Raw genomic sequence first — 16034 nt, 5'->3', positions numbered from 1 at the left:
GCGGGGGGGGTGGTGGGGGGGGGTTGGCGGTTGATTACCGCGTGGGGCGGGCGGCGGGCCGGCAACCCCCCGGTTTCCAAAATGCCGGCCAGCGGCCGGCACTACCGCGGGATCACACCGGCATCCCCTACCCAACCATGAGAAAATGCCCCGCATGAACACTGCTACGTCCCCGCAGGCGCGCGGTTCCGGCCGCCGGACCCTGGTGCTGCTGTTTGCCGTGTTCTTCGGGGCGATGGCACTGGCCGCCGTGCTGCGCTTCTCCGGCTGGCAGCCGACCGGGCACCGCAATGCCGGCCAGCTGCTGAAGCCGCCGGTGGACCTGCGCCAGCAGGCGCCGACCCTGGCCAGCGGCCAGTCCTACCCCTGGAACCCCGAGGCCCGTACCTGGCGCCTGCTGGTGGCCCCGGCCGGTGCCTGCGACGCGCAGTGCGTCACTTTGTCGCAGGGACTGGGCAAGGTGTGGCAGCTGTTCGGCCATAACGCCGATAATGTCGAGATCCTGTGGCTGGGTACGCCACCGGCGTCGATCGCCTCGCTGCCCGCGCTGCGGCCGCTGGCTCCGTCGCCAGCCCTGCGCGCGGCGTTGCCGGGCGTCGATGATCCGGCGGGACTGCCGGTCTACGTGATCGATCCGAACGGCTTCGTGATCATGCGCCATGCCCCGGGTTCCGACCTCGGTGGCCTGCGCAAGGACATGGCCACGTTGCTGAAACTGAAGTGAGTCCCGTTTGATGAGCCTTTCCGCGCGTCCGGCGCTGCACCGCAATTTCCACCGCCTGGCGTGGTTCGCCATGATCATGACCGCGAGCACGATCATGTTCGGCGCCTTCGTGCGCCTGTCCGATGCCGGCCTGAGCTGCCCGGACTGGCCGACCTGCTATGGCCAGGCCACCTGGCCGCAGCACGTGGAAGAGACCATCGGCCACCCGGCGGCGGAGATCCGCCCGCTGGAGACCCACAAGGCCTGGCGAGAACAGGTGCATCGCTTCCTGGCCGGCGCGCTGGGCATCGAGATCCTGACCCTGGCGCTGCTGGCCACGCGCAAGCGACGATTCGGAAGCACGGCGGTGGTGACCGCCTGCGTGCTGGTGGCCGCCGGCATACCGCTGTACATGATGGGCTGGCACGGCACCGCCAGTGCCCTGGCCTTGACCGGCGAGGCGATCCTGCTGATCGCCGCGCTGCGCTGGAGCAACATCGATCTCGCACGTGCGGCGCTGCTGACCTTGGCGGTGGTGATCTTCCAGGCCCTGCTGGGCATGTGGACGGTGACCCTGCTGCTCAAACCCATCGTGGTGATGGGCCATCTGCTGGGCGGCATGCTGATGTTCGGCCTGCTGGTGTGGATGGCCTGGCGCGCGACGCACATGCCGATCACCCTGGCTGAAGCGCCGAAGCTGAAGTGGCTGATGCGCATCGGCGTGGCGGTGCTGGTTACCCAGATCGCGCTGGGTGGTTGGGTCAGCGCCAACTACGCCGCACTCGCCTGCGGCGGTGGCAGCGCCTCGCTGGACAACTTCCCGCGCTGCGCCAACCAGTGGTGGCCGCAGCACAACTTCGTCGAAGGCTTCACCCTGTGGCGCGGCATCGGCGTGGATTACGAAGGCGGCGTGCTGGATGGCGCTTCGCGCATCGCCATCCAGATGGCGCACCGCCTGTTCGCGGTGGTGGTGGCCGTCTACCTGCTGTGGCTGGGCGTGCGCCTGTTCCGGTTGCCGAGCATGCGTGGCTGGGCCAGCGCGCTGATCGCGCTGCTGGTGCTGCAGGTCACCCTCGGCATCCTCAACGTGAAGCTGGCGCTGCCGCTGGAAGTGGCCGTGGCCCACAACGGCGTGGCCGTTGCCCTGTTGTTCGTACTGGTCAGCCTGCTGGCCCGCCTGCGTGCCCCGGACTGATTCCATGTTTTCCAATTACCGCCAGTACTGGGACCTGACCAAGCCCAAGGTCGTCGCCCTGATCGTCTTCACCGCCCTGGTCGGCATGGTCCTTGCCATCCCCGGCGTGCCGAGCTGGGAGCAGGTGCGCGCCGGCCTGCTCGGCTTCCTCGGCATCTGGCTGGCGGCCTCGGCCGCGGCCGCCATCAACCAGCTGCTGGACGCGCACATCGATGCGCAGATGGCGCGCACCTCGTGGCGCCCGCTGGTGGTGGGCAAGGTCAAGCCGTGGCAGGTGCTGGTGTTCGCCGGCGTGCTGATCGTGCTGTCGATGACCCTCCTGGTGCTGTGGGTGAACCTGATCACCGCGGTGCTGACCTTCGCCTCGCTGATCGGCTACGCGGTGATCTACACCGTGTACCTCAAGCGTGCGACCTCGCAGAACATCGTCATCGGTGGCCTGGCCGGCGCGATGCCACCGATGCTGGGCTGGGCCGCGGTGACTGGCATGCAGGGTTCGTCGGACTGGGCGTACTCGTCGCTGCTGGTGCTGATCATCTTCATCTGGACTCCGCCGCACTTCTGGGCGCTGGCGATCTTCCGCCGCGAGGACTACGCGAAGGCGGAGATCCCGATGCTGCCGGTGACCCACGGCGTGGTGCATACCCGCAAGCAGATCATGGTGTATTCGGTGGTGCTGGCGCTGGTGTGCCTGCTGCCGTACCTGGTGGGCATGAGCGGTGCGTTCTACCTGGGCGGCGCGATCGTGCTCAACGCCGTGTTCCTCTGGTACGCCTGGCGCATGCTGAACCCGCCGGACGAGCTGTTCTCGATGAAGATGTTCTATTACTCCATCGTCTACCTGATGGCGCTGTTCGCCTTCCTGCTGGTGGACCACTGGATCCTGCCCTGGCTGTGACCTCGGGGTCGGATCCCCGAAGGGGCTCTGACCCCACCTGATCGCGCGGACATCCTCGCATGACGTGGATCACCTTGAACCGCCGTCTCGGCGTCGCCATTGCTGTTCCTGACCCCAGGGAAAGGAAGCAGCAGGGATGCATTCGTTCTTCCGTTGGACCACCGCGCTGATGCTGGCGCTGGGCATGGCCGTGACCGCGCATGCCGACGACACTACCGCGCAGATCCGCCAATACGCCGCTGGCCATCGCATGCTGGTGCTGGGCGAATTCCACGGCACACGCGAGACGCCACTGCTGGTGCGGCAGCTGGTGGACGACTACAGCCGCAATGGCGCGCCGGTCCTGCTGGCGCTGGAACTGCCACGTGCCGAGAATCCTGTGCTGCACGACTATCTGGAATCCGATGGCGGGGCCGCGGCGCGCCAGCACCTGCACGGCCGCGCGTTCTGGACCGTACGCGACGACCAGCACGATGGTCGCCGCAGCCGCGACATGCTGGCGATGATCGAAGGCCTGCGCGCGCTGAAGGCGCAGGGCCGCGCGATCGAGGTGGTTGGCTACGAGGTCAATCACAGTAACGGCGGCAGCCAGGCCCGCGATGACCGCATGGCCGCCGAACTACGGCGCCTGTACCAGCGCCTGCCCGATGGCGCACGGATGGTTGTGCTGACCGGCAATGTCCACGCCATGCTGCAGCGCCCCGCCGATGCTCCACCGGAAATGCAGACCCAGCCGATGGCATCGGTACTGCGCGACCTGGATATCTACAGCGTGCGGCTGGAAGCGTTGCGCGGCCACTTCTGGGGATGCATGGACCGCTGCAAGGCGCTGGCGCTGCTCGAACGGCCCGCGCGTGCGCCGGAGGTCAACACCCACGCCGGCCGCGAGTACGACCTGTGGGTGTGGATGCCGCAGCTGAGCGTGGGCACGCTGGTGGAGCCGTGAATCCACGCATGGCGTGGATCTGCTGTAGATCCACGCCACGCGTGGATGGATTTCCGGGTCAGGGCTTGCGCCGCGCATACCGCTGCGCGATCACACCGCAGACGATCAGCTGGATCTGGTGGTAGATCATCACCGGCAGCACGATGGCGCCCAGGCTGCCGCCGGCGAACAGCACCTTGGCGATCGGCACGCCGGTGGCCAGGCTCTTCTTCGAGCCGCAGAACACGATGGCGATCTCGTCCTCGCGGTTGAAGCGCAGGCGACGGGCGATGAAGGTGATCAGCGGCATGGCGATGCCCAGCAGCACGGCGGCCACCACCGCCACAGCCAGCAGCGACAGCAGCGGGGTCTTGCTCCACAGGCCTTCGGTGACGGCTTCGCCGAACGCCGAGTACACCACCAGCAGGATGGTGGCCTGGTCGGTGTAGCGCAGCAGCGCGCGCTGGCGTTCCACCCAGCCGGCAATCCACGGCCGCAGCAGGTGGCCAGCCACGAACGGCACCAGCAGCTGCAGCATGATGCCGCCGATCGCATGCAGCGGATCATGGATGCCGCCCGAGGTGCCGGCCAGCGCGGTCAGCAGCAGCGGGGTCAGGAACACGCCGAGGATGCTCGACAGCGAGGCGCTGCACACCGCTGCGGGCACGTTGCCATGCGCCATCGAAGTGAACGCGATGGACGACTGCACGGTGGAGGGCAGGGTGCACAGGAACAGCACGCCCAGGTACAGCTCCGGGGTCAGCAGCCAGCCCGACAGTGGCTTGAACATCAGCCCCAGCAGCGGGAACAGGATGAAGGTGCAGGCCAGGATGGTCAGGTGCAGCCGCCAGTGCAGCATGCCGCCGATGATCGACTCGCGCGGCAGGCGCGCGCCATGCAGGAAGAACAGCGCGGCGATGGCGACGGTGGTGACATCGTCGAGGACGATGGCGGCGGCGCCCTTCATCGGCAGCAGCGAGGCCAGGCCGACGGTGCACAGCAGGGCGAGGGTGAAGTTGTCCGGTCGCAGGCGCGACCACCAGCGGGTCATGGTGGGCAGGGTCCTTGGTGCGGAGGGTTCAGGGCGAGGTGACCGGCGTTGCCAGGCGTTGGCGGGTGGCGGCTTCCAGCGACTTCAGGCCAGCACGCTGGCCCAGCTGAAGGGCCTGTTCGGGGCTGGCATGTTCGTACCGTGCATTGACCAGGCCGAGCACGGCGCCGGCGCGGTTGCCGGACGCACAGTGCAGCAGCACCGGCCCTTGGCTCTGCTGCAGGGCCAGGTGCACGGCGCGCACGTTGGCCGTATCCAGGCCATCGGCGCCGGCCACCGGAATGCGCACGTAGCGCAGGCCCAATGATTCGGCGACGCGGGTTTCATCGAAGCCCCGGTCCTCGCCGGGCTGGCGCAGGTCGATCACGGTGCGCACGCCCTGTGCAGCCAAGGCCTGCAGCTGTGCGGCGCTGGGCTGGCCGCCGGCATACAGGCCGGGGCGGACTTCGTTGAGGGGCGCGTCTTCGGCCAGGGCCGTCAGTGGCAGGCAGAGCGACAACAACAGCAGGCAGGTCAGGCGCAGCAGCATGGTCTTCTCCGTGAAAACGTTCTGCCGCTACAGGCGCAGTCCGGCGCGCGCCTTCAGCAGCTCGCGCAGTTCGTACTTGTCAGTATCGTCCAGGCCCTGCTGACGCTGCTTTGCCAACAACTCCTCCAGACGTTGCACCAGCAGCTGTTTCTCCAGCTGTGCCACTGCGTCGTGCAGTTCCTGGGTCCAGCTGGCCTCGGTGCCGGGCAGCGTCTGTGCGGCCAGGGTATGCAGCGAGGCCTGTTCCTCGCGCCCGTCGAAGTGTTCCAGCAGGGCGCCGGTACTGATGTCCGGGCGCTGTTCGACCAGCCCCAGCAGCTCCAGCAGCAGTTCCACGCCGGGCAGGCGCAGGCCCTGGAAGTGGTGCTTGCCGCCCAGCGTCAGCGCCAGCGACGGCTGCTGCAGCAGTACGGCGATCGCGCCGCGCACCAGGCTGCGCTTGGCCACGGGCTGGATCGTCCGCTGCGGCTGGCGTTGCGGCATCGGCGCGCGCGTGGCCTGGGCAGTACCGCCCAGGCCGGTCAGCTGCGCCAGCTGCTGCTTCATCAGGTCGCCAAAGGCGCCGTCGGGAATCTGCGCCAGCATCGGCTTGGCGCGTTCGGCCAGGCGTGCCTTGCCATCGAGCGTGCCCAGGTTGATCTCGCGGGTCAGTTCGTCGAAGAAGAACTGCGACAGCGGCGTAGCCTGCTTCAGGCGCTCGTTGAACGCTTCGGCGCCTTCCTTGCGCACGATGGTGTCCGGGTCTTCGCCATCGGGCAGGAACAGGAAGAAGGCCTGGCGGCCATCCTTCATGCGCGGCAGCACCGACTCCAGCGCCTTCCAGCCGGCGCGGCGGCCGGCGGCGTCGCCGTCGAAGCAGAAGAACACGTCCGGTGCATTGCGGAACAGCAGCTCGGCATGGTCCGGCGTGGTCGCGGTACCCAGCGTTGCCACCGCCTGGGTGACGCCGAACTGGAACAGCGAGACCACGTCCATGTAGCCCTCGACCACGATCAGCCGCTCGATCTTCTGGTTGGCCTGGCGCACCTGCCACAGGCCGTACAGTTCGCGGCCCTTGTGGAACAGCGCGGTCTCGGGCGAGTTGAGGTACTTGGGGCCGTCGTCCTTCTCGAACACGCGGCCGCCGAAGGCGATCACCCGGCCACGGCGGTCGAAGATCGGGAACATCACCCGGTCGCGGAACTTGTCGTAGACGTGGCCGCGGTCGTTCTTGGAGAACAGGCCGGCGCGGTCGAGCAGCTTCATGCGCCGCTCGTCCTTGCCCAGCGCGTCGCGCAGGCCGCTGTAGCCATCCGGCGCGTAGCCGATCTGGAAGCGCGCGCGGTTCTCTTCGTCCACGCCACGGCCATCCAGGTAGCTGCGGGCCTTCTCGCTGCCCTCCAGATTCTTCTGGAAGAACTTGGTCGCCGCGTCCAGCGCCGAGTACAGCTCGCGGCTGTCGTCCTGCTGCTGCGGGCTGCGCGGATTCTCGTTGCGCGGCACTTCCATGCCGGCACGCTTGGCCAGTTCATCCACCGCGTCGAGGAACTCGAGGCGGTCGTAGTTCATCAGGAAGCTGATCGCGGTGCCGTGCGCGCCACAGCCGAAGCAGTGATAGAACTGCTTGGTGGGCGAGACCGTGAACGACGCCGATCGCTCGTCATGGAACGGGCAGCGCGCGGCGTACTCCTTGCCCTGGCGCTTCAACGGCACGCGGCTGCCCACCACCTCGACGATATCGGTGCGGGCGAGCAGGTCGTCGATGAAAGCGTCGGGGATACGGGCCATGGGCAACAGGGCAGGGCGCGGTGCAGGACCACGCGACGGAACCGGGGGCGGTCGGCCTAGTTTACCCCCTGTCGGGCACCTGGCTGGCGGTTGCCGGATCAATGCCGGCTGCGGCCAGGTGATGACGCGCGCGCAGGCGCTCATCGATCACCGCCGTCATCAGGGCGCCAACGAAGAACACGACGGTGGCGTAGTAGATCCAGACCAGCGAGATCACCAGCGCACCCATCGAGCCGTAGGCACTGCCGGGGGCCACGGTGGCGATGTAGACGCCGATGCCGTAGCGGCCCAGTGCGAACAGTGCCGAGGTGATGACGCCGCCGATGAAGGCCTGGCGCCAGGCCACGCGGCGGTCGGGCAGGTAGTGGTACATGAAGGCGAAGCCGACTGCGTAAAGCAGCAGGCTCGTGACGTACCCCAGCGCGGGCAGGATCGAGGGCAGCTGGGCGAAGGCCACCTGCAGTACCGTGGTGGCCGTCATCGACAGGATCAGCAGGAAGCCCAGGGCCAGCACCACGCCGAACGAGAACACGCGCTTGCGCAGCCAGGCCTTGAGGCCTTCCAGGCGCTCGCCGCTGGTGCGGAAGATCAGGTTCAGTGCGTTCTGCAGTTGGGCGAACACGGCGGTGGCGCCGACGAACAGCAGCAGCGTGCTCCACACACCCGCCAGCGAGCCGACATCCGGCTGGTTGTCGGCGTTCTTCAGAACGGTTTCGGCCACGGTAGCCGCGCTGCTGCCGGCCACCGAGCTGATCTGGTCGATCAGCGCCTGCTGGGCCGGTGGGTACAGCGAGGCGGTCAGCCACAGCAGCAGCACCAGCAACGGTGCCATCGACAGCAGGGCGTAGAAGGAGACGGAAGCTGCCTGGGTCAGCACGTCGACGTCGATGAAGCGCTTGGCCACCGCCATCGGAAAGCTGTCCTGCAGGCGCTTGAGGTACTTGTGCAGGGACACGGGAACGTTGGGCTCGGGTTCAACCATGTGTGCGGTTGTAGCAGGCGACCGACGAAGGTGCGGTGAAGCGGGTGCATCAATGGGGTCAGAGCCCTTCCGCGCTGCGGAAGGGATCCGACCCCAGGTGCTGGATTACGCCAGCAGCTGCTTGACCAGCTTGGAGACCAGGCCCATGTCGGCCTGGCCGGCGAGCTTGGGCTTCAGCGCGCCCATCAGCTTGCCCATGTCGGCCGGGCCGGCGGCACCGGTCTCGGCGATGGCGGCCTGGATGGCGGCCACGATCTCGGCCTCGCCCATCTTGGCCGGCAGGTAGGCTTCGATGACCACGATCTCGGCGCGCTCGATCTCGGCCAGGTCTTCGCGGTTGGCGGCTTCGTACTGGCTGACCGAGTCCTTGCGCTGCTTGACCATCTTGTCGAGCACGGCGATCACGGCGGTGTCGTCCAGCTCGATGCGCTCGTCCACTTCGCGCTGCTTGATGGCAGCGTTGATCAGGCGGATCACGCCCAGCTTGTGCTTCTCGCCCGCCTTCATGGCGGCCTTCATGTCTTCGGTGAGCTGCTGCTTCATGCTCATGAGGAACCTCGTGGTGGTAGGTGGGGCGGGGCGGATGCCCGAACCCGGAAACGCAAAAAGCCGGCGACGCTCGCGCGTGCCGGCTTCGGCTCCATCGCGACAGGCAGGCCCGCCGCAATGAAGATGCGTCCGATCAGTACAGGCGCTGACGCTTGGTGACGTCGCGCGACGAGCGGCGCAGCTGACGCTTCACAGCAGCGGCGGCCTTGCGCTTGCGCTCCTGGGTCGGCTTTTCGTAGAACTCGCGCTTGCGGGTTTCGGCCAGCACACCGGCCTTTTCGCAAGTGCGCTTGAAGCGGCGAAGAGCAAACTCGAAGGGCTCGTTCTCGCGGACTTTGACGCTGGGCATGGAATCTCCGGGACACAGTAGAACCGGGTCACGCCCGGCGAGCCGCACATTATAGCGGCGAAACGACAAACTGCAAGCGGCCAACCCTGAATACGGGCCGGGGGTTCGAAAGCAGTGAGATCTGCACGTCCCCCGAGGGGGCGGCAGGGGCGTCATAATAGCAGGCATGCGAGTCCTTGGCATCGAATCTTCCTGTGATGAGACCGGCGTGGCGGTGTATGACACCGACCTGGCCGGCAGCGCGGCCCTGCGCGCCCATGCGGTCTACAGCCAGATCGCCCTGCACGCCGAATACGGTGGTGTGGTGCCCGAGCTGGCCAGCCGCGACCATGTCCGCAAGCTGCTGCCACTGGTACGCCAGACCCTGGCCGACGCCGGCCTGGGCGTGGGCGATATCGATGGCGTGGCCTACACCGCCGGTCCCGGCCTGGTCGGCGCGCTGCTGGTGGGCGCTGGCGTGGCGCGTTCGCTGGCCTGGGCGCTGGAGGTGCCGGCCGTGGGCGTACACCATATGGAAGGCCATCTGCTGGCCCCGCTGATGGAAGACGACCCGCCGGAAGCGCCGTTCGTGGCGCTGCTGGTGTCCGGTGGCCACACCCAGCTGGTGGCGGTGGACGCCATCGGCCAGTACCGCTTGCTGGGCGAGACCCTGGACGACGCGGCCGGCGAGGCCTTCGACAAGACCGCCAAGCTGATGGGCCTGCCGTACCCGGGCGGCCCGCAGCTGGCCAGGCTGGCCGAGCAGGGCACGCCGGGCGCGTACCGCTTCGCGCGGCCGATGACCGACCGCCCGGGGCTGGATTTCAGCTTCTCCGGCCTGAAGACCCAGGTCCTGATGGCCTGGCGCGACAGTGACCAGAGCGAGCAGACCCGCGCCGACATCGCCCGCGGCTTTGAGGACGCGGTGGTCGAGACCCTGTCGATCAAGTGCGAGCGCGCACTGGAAGCGGCCGGGACCAACGTGATCGTGGTGGCCGGCGGCGTCGGCGCCAACACGCGCCTGCGCGCCCGCCTGCAGCAGATGGCCGAGCGCCTCGGCGGCCGTGCCTGCTTCCCGCGGCCGGCACTGTGCACCGACAACGGCGCGATGATCGCCTTCGCCGGCGCGCTGCGCCTGCAGGCCGGCCAGCACAGCCCGCCGAAGGTGGATGTGACCCCGCGCTGGGACATGGCGACCCTGCCGGCGGTCTGAGCCGGCGGCGCCGGGCCATGCCCGGCGGACGCATTACCGATGCACTGCCAACGGCGACGCCGCCAGCACGGTTGTCGCCCGCTCATGGCGCTGCAGCCAGCCCAGCGTGTGTGGGCAGCGGGCATGGATCAGCCGCCCGATCGCGGCCAGGTCGGAGCCGATGTCACGTTCCAGGACCGGCTCGTGGTGGGCGATGCGGTTGCGCAGGTGGCGGATGCGTCCGATATCCGCATGGATGGCTTTCCTTACGGCACTGGGATGAGCAGAGGGAGCATGCTGCAGAACCCTGCTGAGTGCGGGTATCCAAAGCGTGGAGTCGAAGCGACAGGTGAAGAGCTGCTGCCAGAACACCATCGGCAGGTTGGCGACGATCCCGGGTGTATCGGTTACGCGGCTGGCAAGTTGTTCCAGTACCGTGCGCGGAGAAGTACTGGATGAGGTTGGCAGCCTCCGTCGGAAGGCACCATTCCAGGGCCAACGCGGGCCATGCTGCCTGGCGAGCACAGCTGCAGCGGCGTTGCGGGTGACCACTTCGCACAGATGGACCGGCATCATCAGTGCACTGCACATCCGCATGTTCCACAGGTACAGGGATTCGGCTGTGACGTCGGGGCTGCAGCTCGATGCGATTCTCTCGTAAGTAGACAGACGCTCCGCTGACAACGCGCGCCGCAGTACATCGTATGGAGCCATCGTCATGTGCGGTGGTGAAGGAGGAATCGATGTTCGCGAGAGTGGGCGGCGGCGACCATCAGGGAACGTCCTTGTCCGCGCGGCTGATTTTCTGCGTTTTGCCTCGGACGAATACCTGACCTGTCCTGTCGGATTTGGCCTTGACCGGCGATCTGGTCCTTGCCTAATCTGCGTGCCTGCGCCACCGGGACTCGCGGCTGGATTTCAGCTCCCCCCGGGGACAAACGGTAGTACCAAAGGGCCCCGCTAGCAGGGCCCTTTGTTTTTTCCGGGCCGCCCCACGCCGGTGGCCCACCGCCCGTTCCGGGCAGGCTCACCGCCGTGCCGTTACCATGGCCGCCTGTATTCGTGCCGGTAAGCGCAATGGACAAGGTTTTCATCGAAGGGCTGACGATCGACGCCCTGATCGGTATCTACGATTGGGAACGACGGATCCGCCAGGACCTGGTGTTCGACCTGGAAATGGGTTTCGACAACCGTCGCCCTGCAGCCACCGATGACATCGCCCACACCCTGAACTACAAGGCGGTGAGCAAGCGCCTGGAACAGTTCGTGCGCGAGTCGGAGTTCGGCCTGGTCGAGACCCTGGCCGAGCGCTGCGCGCAGATCGTGCTGGACGAATTCGACGTGAAGTGGCTGCGCCTGAAGCTGAGCAAGCCGGGCGCAGTGCGCGGCGCGCGCGCGGTGGGCGTGATCATCGAACGCACGCGGGACTGACCCGGTCGTGCCGGCCGTTGGCCGGCAACCCCGGTAGTGCCGGCCGCTGGCCGGCAACCTTGGCAACAACGAAACAGACAGGAGACAACCGATGGTGGACGCGGTGGTGGCGGTACAGTGGCTGGAACGGCTGCAGAACACACTGGAACCCTATCCCGGCGCCTACCTGGCGTTGATGATCTCGACGCTGCTGATCGCCGCTGGCCTGGCCAACTGGGTGACCAAGCGCATCCTGCTGCGCGGGCTGCGGCGGCTGCTGAGCCGCCTGCCGGGCGCTGATACCGGCCGCGGCAGCCACCTGATGCGGGTGATCTCGCGCCTGTCGAACGTGGTGCCCAGCCAGGTGATCGCCTCGGGCATCCGCATCGTGCCGGACCTGCCGCCGGGCCTGGTCAGCTTCATCATCGGCGCCTGCCAGGCGTGGGCGATCCTGACCGTGGTGCTGGCCATCTCGCATGCGCTGGATGCGGCCAACGATCTGTACGAGCGCCGCCCCGAGGCACGCAACAAGCCGATCAAGGGCTACCTGCAGGTCGCCAAGATCGTCCTCTTCGTGATCGCCGGCCTGTCGATCGTCGCTACCCTGGCGGGCGTCGACCTGCGCTATCTGGTCACCGGCCTGGGCGCGGCCACGGCGGTGCTGATGCTGATCTTCCAGGACACCATCCTGTCGCTGGTGGCCAGCGTGCAGATCAGTGGCGATGGCCGCGTGCGCATCGGCGACTGGATCGAGATGCCCAGCCAGAACGCCGACGGCGACGTCATCGACATCGCGCTGCACACCATCACCGTGCAGAACTTCGACAAGACCATCACCACCATCCCGACCAAGAAGCTGGTGACCGAGTCGTTCAAGAACTGGCGCGGCATGCAGGAGGCCGGCGGCCGCCGGATCAAGCGCGCGTTGTACCTGGACCAGCACAGCGTCGGCTTCCTGGACGAGGGTGACCTGGCCTTCCTCGGCGAGTTCGCGCTGCTGCGCGACTACCTGCGCGACAAGGAACAGGAACTGGGGCAGTGGAACGGGCGCCTGCGCGAGCAGGGCGTGGCCGAGGTCAACAGCCGCCGCGTGACCAACCTGGGTACGTTCCGGGCCTATGTGGAGCGCTACCTGCGCAGCCACCCGGGCATCCATACCGACATGACCCTGCTGGTACGGCAGCTGCAGCCGACCACCGAGGGCCTGCCGCTGGAGCTCTACTGCTTCACCCGCAGCACTGCCTGGGCCGAGTATGAGGCGGTGCAGTCGGACATCTTCGACCACCTGCTGGCGATCCTGCCGGCCTTCGGCCTGCGGGTGTTCCAGGCGTCCAGCGACGCCATGTTGATGGCCGGGCAGCGCCAGCTGGCCGGCTCGGAGTAAGCTGCGGTGCCCCCGGCGGGGCCATACGGACCCCGCTGGTGGCTGAAACTGAATGAAGAAACCTCTCGCCAAACGGCTCGGGATCGCTAGAATGCCGGGCTTGTAAACGTTTTCATCAAGGACTGCCGGTGGCCTCCGATCGCATCGAATCCCTCATTGCCCAGATGACCGTCGAGGAAAAGGTCGGCCAGCTGGGTGTCTTCGCGGACATGGTCCGCCCGTTCGCCCCGGACGTGAACCCGGAAGCCAACGTGCGCAATGCCGACCAGGTGCTGCAGCAGGTGCGCGAGGGCAAGGTCGGCTCGCTGTTCAATGGTGTGGGCGCCGAACTGGGCCGCCGCATCCAGCAGGTCGCCACCGAGGAGAGCCGCCTGGGCATCCCGGTGATCCTGGCGGCCGACGTCATCCACGGCATGCGCACCGTGTTCCCGATTCCGCTGGGCGAGGCCGCCAGCTTCGAGCCGGACCTGGCCGAGCGCACCGCGCGCGCCACTGCGATCGAAGCCACCGCCGCGGGCCTGCACTGGACCTATGCGCCGGCCGTGGACATCGCCCGCGACCAGCGCTGGGGCCGTGGCGCCGAAGGTGCCGGCGAGGACGTGGTGCTGGGCTGTGCCTTTGCCGCCGCCCGCGTGCGCGGCTTCCAGGGCAGCGACCTGCGTGCGGCCGATTCGCTGCTGGCCACGCCCAAGCACTTCGCCGCCTACGGCGCGGTGATGGCCGGCATGGAATACAACATGGTGGACATCTCGCCGCAGACCCTGCGCGACGTGCACCTGCCGCCGTTCAAGGCCGCCTTCGATGCCGGCGCGATCACCGTGATGTCCTCGTTCAATGACATCAATGGCGTGCCGGCCAGTGCCAATGCCGAACTGCTGACCGACATCCTTCGCGGCGAATGGAAGTTCCCGGGCGTGGTGATCTCCGACTATACCGCCGACATGGAACTGGTCGCGCACGGCTATGCCGCCGATGACCGCGATGCCACGGCCAAGGCGTTCACCGCCGGCCTGGACCTGAGCATGCAGAGTGGCTTCTATGCCGAGCACCTGCCCGGCCTGGTCGAGAGCGGCGAGGTGCCGATGGCGGTGCTGGATGAGGGCGTGCGCCGCATCCTGTGGCTGAAGGAGACCATCGGCCTGTTCGACGACCCGTACCGTTCGCTGGACCCGGCGCGCGAAGCGGATACCTCGCACATTGCCGCGCATGACGAACTGTCGCGCGATGCCGCGCGGCGTTCGATCGTGCTGCTGAACAACCGTGACAACGTGCTGCCGCTGCAGAAAACCGGGCAGAAGATCGCGCTGATCGGCCCGTTCGTGCAGGACCGCGAGAACATCGAAGGCTGCTGGACGCTGTTCGGCGACAAGCAGCGTTACGTGGACCTGGAAACCGGCGTGCGTGCCGCCATCGGCGACGAAGCGCTGCTGGAAATCGTGCCGGGCTGCGAACTGGAAGCCGCGATTCCGGGCGGCACGGAAGCCGCTGTGGCGGCCGCACTGCGTGCCGACGTGGTGGTGCTGGCGCTGGGCGAACCGCAGCGCTACAGCGGCGAAGCACAGTCGCGCGTGGAGATCACCCTGCCGCCGGCACAGCAGGCGCTGGCCGAGGCCGTGGCGATGACCGGCAAGCCGCTGGTGGTGCTGCTGCGCAATGGCCGCGCGCTGGCATTGCAGGGCGCAGTGCGCAATGCGCAGGCCGTGGCGGTGACCTGGTACCTGGGCACGCAGACCGGCCATGCCGTGGCCGATGTACTGTTCGGTGACTACAGCCCGTCCGGCCGCCTGCCGGTCAGCTTCCCGCAGGTGTCCGGCCAGCAGCCGTACTTCTACAACCACCCGCGCACCGGCCGTCCGGAACTGCCGACCATGTCGGAGTTCAAGGCGCGCTGGCGCGAGATTCCCAATGAACCGCTGTACCCGTTCGGCCATGGCATCGGCTACACCACCTTCGCCTACGGCGTGCCGCAGCTGAGCACGGCACAGCTCGGCTGGGACGACACCCTGACCATCACCACCGTGCTGACCAACACCGGCCGCGTGGCGGGCGAGGAAGTGGTGCAGCTGTACATCCACGATCGCGTGGCCAGCCGCGTGCGTCCGGTGCGTGAACTGAAGGACTTCCGCAAGGTGGCGTTGCAGCCGGGCGAGTCAGCCGAAGTGGTGTTCACCTTGACCCGCGAGCAACTGGCCTTCACCGGCCGCGACGGCGTGCTGCGTGCCGAGCCGGGCCAGTTCGACCTGTGGGTCTGTGCCTCGTCGGCCGCCGGCGAAGCGGTGCAGTTCGAGCTGCTGAAGGCCTGATCGAAAAAAAGGGGACGAAAAAAGGGGACGGAGGGGATTAAGTCGTTTGTGCACAAACGACTTAATCCCCTCCGTCCCCTTTTTTGTGGTCCTCACTGTGGCGGCGCTACCATCGGGCCTCCTGTTCGATGGAGTGCGCGCATGCGCCGGATGGCCTACCTGATTCCCGCCCTGCTGCTGGCGGCCTGTTCGCAGCCGGCGCCGCCGGCCGAGCCTGCAGCGGATGCGCCGCCGCCGATGGAGGCCAGTGCTGCTTCGACGCCTGCGGCTGAACCGGCGGCGCCGGCTGCCGAAGCCGCCGCTGCACCTGCCGCACCGGCAGCCGAGGTGTCCGCCGAGGATGCGCGTGCGCGCATCGAGTCGCTGCTCGGCGATGCCGCGCAGTTCGAAAAGGTCTTCAATGCGTTCAAGGCCGCCGTGGTCGGCGGTGATCGCGCTGCGGTGGTCGAGGAAGTGCGATTCCCCTTGAACATCAGCGGCGGAAAGAAGATCTCCGGCCCCGGAGAGTTCCAGCGCAACTACGAGAAGATCATCACGCCAGAGGTGGTCAAGGCGGTGTCCGAGCAGGACTTCGGCAAGGTGTTCGTCAACCAGCAGGGCGTGATGATCGGCAGCGGCCAGGTGTGGTTGAGCGGCCAGTGCCTGGACCAGGCCTGCACGAAGACCGAGGTGAAGGTCATCACCATCCAATGAATGCAGACGGCCCCGCGTGCGGGGCCGTTTGGCAAGGGTAGTGCCGGCCGCTGGCCGGCAACCTCACGGAAACCGGACAATACAGGGTGCCGGCCAGCGGCCGGCCCTAACTCAGGGCGTCGGCA

General features: G+C 67.5%; 16 protein-coding genes and 1 pseudogene. 9 read left to right on the top strand and 8 right to left on the bottom strand.

The genetic code is table 11. The annotated features are described in order from the left end of the window. The first annotated feature begins 154 nt into the window (after positions 1–154). From AC5JLE_RS13100 to cyoE, 3 genes are read left to right on the top strand one after another with little or no spacing between them, the layout of a single operon-like run. A complete protein-coding gene (locus AC5JLE_RS13100; protein WP_046428212.1) occupies positions 155–724 on the top strand; it encodes a redox-active disulfide-containing membrane protein in 570 nt (189 codons plus the stop codon). A 10-nt stretch (positions 725–734) separates the two neighbouring features. Next, positions 735–1898 (top strand): COX15/CtaA family protein, encoded by a 1164-nt coding sequence (locus AC5JLE_RS13095; protein WP_041863006.1) that lies wholly within the window; start codon positions 735–737, stop codon positions 1896–1898. Positions 1899–1902: 4 nt separating this feature from the next. Beyond that, positions 1903–2796 carry a heme o synthase gene (cyoE, locus tag AC5JLE_RS13090; protein ID WP_049408383.1) on the top strand — a complete coding sequence of 298 codons (894 nt, stop codon included), beginning with the start codon at positions 1903–1905 and terminating at the stop codon, positions 2794–2796. Here cyoE and AC5JLE_RS13085 read toward each other — a convergent pair. Further along, positions 2786–3127: pseudogene (locus AC5JLE_RS13085) on the bottom strand (hypothetical protein); the annotation flags it as partial. The gene cyoE and the pseudogene AC5JLE_RS13085 sit on opposite strands and share 11 nt — an antisense overlap. Here AC5JLE_RS13085 and AC5JLE_RS13080 point away from each other — a divergent pair. Beyond that, positions 3047–3742 (top strand): calcium-binding protein, encoded by a 696-nt coding sequence (locus AC5JLE_RS13080; RefSeq protein WP_496065356.1) that lies wholly within the window; start codon positions 3047–3049, stop codon positions 3740–3742. The pseudogene AC5JLE_RS13085 and the gene AC5JLE_RS13080 overlap by 81 nt on opposite strands. A gap of 58 nt (positions 3743–3800) precedes the next feature. Here AC5JLE_RS13080 and AC5JLE_RS13075 read toward each other — a convergent pair whose 3' ends face one another. The 6 genes from AC5JLE_RS13075 to rpsU form a co-directional block, all read right to left on the bottom strand. Continuing rightward, a complete protein-coding gene (locus AC5JLE_RS13075; protein ID WP_049408380.1) occupies positions 3801–4772 on the bottom strand; it encodes a bile acid:sodium symporter family protein in 972 nt (323 codons plus the stop codon). A 28-nt stretch (positions 4773–4800) separates the two neighbouring features. Then, complete coding sequence (locus tag AC5JLE_RS13070) at positions 4801–5301, bottom strand: protein tyrosine phosphatase family protein (RefSeq protein WP_049448265.1); 501 nt, start codon at positions 5299–5301, stop codon at positions 4801–4803. Positions 5302–5328: 27 nt separating this feature from the next. Then, the gene (gene dnaG, locus AC5JLE_RS13065; RefSeq protein WP_032957772.1) at positions 5329–7068 is read right to left on the bottom strand and encodes a DNA primase; all 1740 of its coding nucleotides are present in this window, start codon (positions 7066–7068) and stop codon (positions 5329–5331) included. A 61-nt stretch (positions 7069–7129) separates the two neighbouring features. Then, positions 7130–8050 carry a YihY/virulence factor BrkB family protein gene (locus tag AC5JLE_RS13060; RefSeq protein ID WP_032957774.1) on the bottom strand — a complete coding sequence of 307 codons (921 nt, stop codon included), beginning with the start codon at positions 8048–8050 and terminating at the stop codon, positions 7130–7132. 105 nt (positions 8051–8155) lie between these two features. Continuing rightward, the gene (locus tag AC5JLE_RS13055) at positions 8156–8599 is read right to left on the bottom strand and encodes a GatB/YqeY domain-containing protein (protein ID WP_014645703.1); all 444 of its coding nucleotides are present in this window, start codon (positions 8597–8599) and stop codon (positions 8156–8158) included. A 133-nt stretch (positions 8600–8732) separates the two neighbouring features. Next, positions 8733–8948: a 30S ribosomal protein S21 gene (gene rpsU, locus AC5JLE_RS13050; protein WP_002808376.1), complete on the bottom strand. Its 216-nt coding sequence runs from the start codon at positions 8946–8948 to the stop codon at positions 8733–8735. Between the two features lie 166 nt (positions 8949–9114). Between rpsU and tsaD the strand changes: the two genes are divergently transcribed. Continuing rightward, positions 9115–10140: a tRNA (adenosine(37)-N6)-threonylcarbamoyltransferase complex transferase subunit TsaD gene (gene tsaD, locus AC5JLE_RS13045; RefSeq protein WP_032957776.1), complete on the top strand. Its 1026-nt coding sequence runs from the start codon at positions 9115–9117 to the stop codon at positions 10138–10140. 33 nt (positions 10141–10173) lie between these two features. On the opposite strand, the gene AC5JLE_RS13040 is transcribed toward tsaD, so the two are convergent. Further along, positions 10174–10839 (bottom strand): hypothetical protein, encoded by a 666-nt coding sequence (locus AC5JLE_RS13040; RefSeq protein ID WP_481446139.1) that lies wholly within the window; start codon positions 10837–10839, stop codon positions 10174–10176. Between the two features lie 357 nt (positions 10840–11196). On the opposite strand from AC5JLE_RS13040, the gene folB reads away from it, so the two are divergent. The 4 genes from folB (at position 11197) to AC5JLE_RS13020 (ending at position 15909) form a co-directional block, all read left to right on the top strand. Next, positions 11197–11550 (top strand): dihydroneopterin aldolase, encoded by a 354-nt coding sequence (gene folB, locus AC5JLE_RS13035; RefSeq protein ID WP_005407807.1) that lies wholly within the window; start codon positions 11197–11199, stop codon positions 11548–11550. Between the two features lie 91 nt (positions 11551–11641). Continuing rightward, positions 11642–12913, top strand: a complete 1272-nt coding sequence (locus tag AC5JLE_RS13030) for a mechanosensitive ion channel family protein (protein WP_496065353.1) — start codon at positions 11642–11644, stop codon at positions 12911–12913. 128 nt (positions 12914–13041) lie between these two features. Beyond that, positions 13042–15216 (top strand): glycoside hydrolase family 3 N-terminal domain-containing protein, encoded by a 2175-nt coding sequence (locus AC5JLE_RS13025; protein WP_197561462.1) that lies wholly within the window; start codon positions 13042–13044, stop codon positions 15214–15216. Between the two features lie 141 nt (positions 15217–15357). After that, positions 15358–15909: a hypothetical protein gene (locus AC5JLE_RS13020; RefSeq protein WP_049441418.1), complete on the top strand. Its 552-nt coding sequence runs from the start codon at positions 15358–15360 to the stop codon at positions 15907–15909. Positions 15910–16034 lie beyond the last annotated feature (125 nt).

Source organism: Stenotrophomonas sp. (genome assembly GCF_059505245.1).
This window is presented reverse-complemented; position numbering and strand designations above follow the sequence as displayed.